The organism is uncultured Nevskia sp., assembly GCF_903885465.1.
GTDB lineage: Bacteria > Pseudomonadota > Gammaproteobacteria > Nevskiales > Nevskiaceae > Nevskia.
The window spans coordinates 1-3,714 of the sequence record NZ_CAISIQ010000053.1 but is presented as its reverse complement, the minus strand read 5'-3'; the positions used below and the strand labels follow the sequence as shown (position 1 = coordinate 3,714).

General features: G+C 66.0%; 3 protein-coding genes. All 3 read right to left on the bottom strand.

All coding sequences use genetic code 11. From position 1 onward, the window contains the following. Nucleotides 1-1,097 (bottom strand): acyl-CoA dehydrogenase family protein (locus QZY06_RS01945; RefSeq protein ID WP_295679484.1); only part of this gene is annotated, 1,097 nt, incomplete at its 3' end. A 20-nt stretch (nucleotides 1,098-1,117) separates the two neighbouring features. Continuing rightward, nucleotides 1,118-1,909, bottom strand: coding sequence for a 2-(1,2-epoxy-1,2-dihydrophenyl)acetyl-CoA isomerase PaaG (gene paaG / locus QZY06_RS01940; RefSeq protein ID WP_295679482.1), 792 nt, complete (start codon nucleotides 1,907-1,909; stop codon nucleotides 1,118-1,120). A 65-nt stretch (nucleotides 1,910-1,974) separates the two neighbouring features. Next, the coding region (paaZ, locus tag QZY06_RS01935; RefSeq protein WP_295679479.1) for a phenylacetic acid degradation bifunctional protein PaaZ at nucleotides 1,975-3,714 on the bottom strand (1,740 nt) is incomplete at its 5' end.

Below are 3,714 nucleotides of genomic sequence, written 5' to 3'. Positions count from 1 at the left end.
TAGCTGTCGATGCCGACGACTCGCATCAGATCGGTGATCACTTTCACCGCGGTTTCGGAGCCGAAGATCTTCGAGTGCAGCGACAGCTCGAGCGCATCCGGCGCCTGGGCATCGACGGCCGCGCAGGCACGCCAGCCGAGGCTGCGCGCCGCTTCGATGGACGTCTTGGCGTCGGCCAGCGCGTAGCCCACGGCCTGGTGATCGATGATCGGCACCGCGCCGCCACGGGTTTCCGTGCGCGCGAAATTCAAGGCGAAATCGAAGGCCGCGCGCGCCACGCCAACAGCCATGATGCCGACCAGCGCCGCGGTGCCCGAGAAGCTCGCTTCGACCAATGCCTTGCCGCCACCGACACCACCGACGACGTGATCGGCCGGCACGCGAACCTGATCGAAATGGAAGCGTGGCGTCAGATGCGCGCGATGGCCGAGCGTTTCCGGGCAAGCCTCGGTGCTCAGGCCGCGTTCCGGCTTTGGCACCAGCAGCACGCTCAGCCGCTGCTCCGGCGGCGCATCCGGATCAGTGCAGCAGACCACGCAGAGTAGATCGGCACCGCGCCCATCCCAGCCGGTCGCACTCGATACCCACTGCTTGCTGCCGGTGATCAGCCAGTCGCCACCGGCCCGCACGGCAACCGTGCGGGTACCGCCGCCAACGGTCGTCGATGCGAAGTTGGCACTGCCGCCCGGCTCGCTGTTCGCCAGTGCCGCCAATGGCGCGCCGCTGGTGGCGAGGAACGGCGCGATGTAGCGCTGCTGCTGTTCCGGTGTGCCGGCGATGAACAGCGGCATCAGGCCGAGCAGGTTCGCGAACAGGGTCAGCGAGACATTGACGTCGACGGCGTGAAACTCCTCGGCCACGATCGCCATGTCCATGACGCCGCTGCCGCCACCGCCGAAAGGCATCGGGATCAGCCGACGCAGGAAGCCCGCCTGGATCGCCGCTTCATACATCGGCCGGGTCGCCGCGAAGCGCGCTTCCGGCGTCGCCAGATGCAGGCTGGCGGCCGCGACCGTGCTCAGGGTTTCCCGGGCGAATGCGCGAGCAGACGCCTTCAAGGCGAGCTGCTCGGCACTGAAGCGAAGATCGAAGCTCATCGGAAGTCCCTGGCTGAAGATCAGCGGCCGGTGAAGCTGGCCGGGCGCTTTTCGAGGAAGGCAGCAACGCCTTCACGATAGTCGTCACTGAAGCCGAGTTCGCGCATCGCGCCGGCTTCGGCCTTCAGCGCTTCTTCGAGTGGCACCGAGCCATTGTCGAGAATCAGCTGCTTGGTGCGCGCCAGACCCTGGGTCGGCGCGGTCGACAGATGGGTCAGCAGCTTTTCGACTTCGTCCTTGAACTTGTCGTCGTCGATCGCCTTCCAGATCAGGCCCCATTCCTCGGCCTGCGTCGCGGTCAGCTTGTCGCCGAGCATCGCCAGACCCATCGCCCGCGCAGTGCCGAGCAGGCGCGGCAGGATCCAGGTGCCACCGGTATCCGGAATCAGGCCGAGCTTGCAGAACGGCTGGATGAAGCTTGCCGAACGCGTGGCCAGTACTAGATCACCACCGAGTGCGACATTGGCGCCGGCACCCGCGGCCACGCCGTTGACCGCGACCACGACCGGCATCGGCAAGCGACGCAGGCTGGTCACCAGCGGCGCCCACCAGGCTTCGACGGTGTCACCGAGATCGACCGGCGCGCCGCCCGGCGCCACCGCGCGATCGGACAGATCCTGTCCGGCACAGAAGCCGCGGCCGGCACCGGTCAGCAGCAGCACTCTGGCGCTCGGATCGGCCTTGACGGTGTTGATCGCGTCGCGCAGCTCGGTGTGCATCGCCACGGTGAAGCTGTTCAGGCGATCCGGACGGTTCAGCGTGATTCGGGCGATGCCGTTTTCAAGGCTGAACAGGATGTTTTCGTAAGCCATGCGTGTCTCTCCTACGCTTTTATTTAGCCTCCCAACCCGCTCGCGGGGAGGGAGTTTCTTGTCCTTCAGGCCGGCGCTTTCTCGACCATCGTCAGCACGTCATAAGTCGCGACGACCAGGCCATCCTGATTGGTCACCACGGTATCCCAGCGCACTTCGCCGTAGTTCTCGGTGATGCGCGGATTCTTGCCCTTGCAGGTCAAGGTCACGCTCAGGGAATCGCCCGGCTTGGCGGGTGTCACGAAGCGCAGATTGTCGAGACCGTAGTTGGCGAGCACCGGGCCCGGGTCCGGCTGCACGAACAGACCGGCGGCGACCGACAGGATGTAATAACCGTGGGCGACGCGCCCGCCGAAGAACGGATTGGCCGCGGCGGCCGCTTCGTCCATGTGCGCGTAAAAGGTGTCGCCGGTGAAGTGCGCGAAGTGTTCGATGTCTTCAAGCGTGATCAGCTTGGGGCCGGCCTTCACCGTGTCGCCGAGCTGCAGCTCGGCGAGATTCTTGCGGAACGGATGGATACCTTCGGCGCGCGGCGAACCAGCGATCCACTGGCCGGTGATTGCTGAGAGCGTGGCTGGTGAGCCCTGCAGCGCGGTGCGCTGCAGATAGTGCTTGACGCCACGCACGCCGCCCATTTCCTCGCCGCCACCAGCTCGGCCCGGGCCGCCGTGGACCAGCACCGGCATCGGCGAGCCGTGGCCGGTCGATTCCTTGGCGCAGTCGCGGTTCACGATCAGCAGGCGGCCGTGATAGCTGGCCGCACCCATGACCAGATCGCGGGCGAAGTCGTTGTCGTAGGTGAACAGCGAGCCGACCAGGCTGCCCTCGCCCTTGACGGCGAGCGCGATGACATCGTCGATGTCGTCGTACGGCATCACGGTGGACACCGGGCCGAAGGCTTCGATCTCGTGGACGACCGGCGAGGCATGCGGGTTCGCGCAACGCAGCAGCAGCGGCGACAGGAACGCGCCCTTCTTCGCATCACCACCGGTGACGGCGAAATCCTGCGGATCGCCGAACACCAGATCGGCGACGTCGCGCAGGCGGCCGACTGCCTTCAGCACTTCGTCACGCTGACCAAGCGAGGCCAGCGCGCCCATGGTCACGCCGGCCTGGGAAGGATCGCCGACGACGACCTTGGACAGCCTCGCCTTCAGCGCCTCGACCACCGCATCGAGCTGCGCACGAGGCACGAAGGCGCGGCGGATCGCCGTGCACTTCTGGCCGCACTTGGTGGTCATTTCGCGGACCACTTCCTTCACGTAGAGATCGAACTCCGGCGTGCCCGGCAGGGCATCGGGGCCGAGGATCGAGCAGTTCAGCGAGTCCGCTTCCATCGTGAAGCGCACCGAATTGCGGACGATCACCGGATGCGATTTCAGCTTCTGGCCGGTCGACGCCGAGCCGGTGAAGGTGACCAGATCCTGGCCGGTGAGATGCTCGAACAGATCGCCGACCGAGCCGCAGATCAGCTGGAACGAGCCCTCGGGAAAGATGCCGGAAGCGACCATGTCGCGGAACACGCGCTCGGTCAGATACGAGGTCTGGCTGGCCGGCTTGACGATCGCCGGCACGCCGGCGAGCAGGTTCACGGCGAGCTTCTCGAGCATGCCCCAGACCGGGAAGTTGAAGGCATTGATGTGCAGCACCACGCCCTTCAGCGGCGTCATGATGTGCTGGCCGACAAAGCTGCCGGTCTTGCTCATCACTTCGGTGTTGCCGTCGACGATGAAGCTGGCGTTCGGCAGTTCGCGACGGCCCTTGCTGGCGTACGAGAACAGCGTGCCGAAGCCGCCGTCGATGTC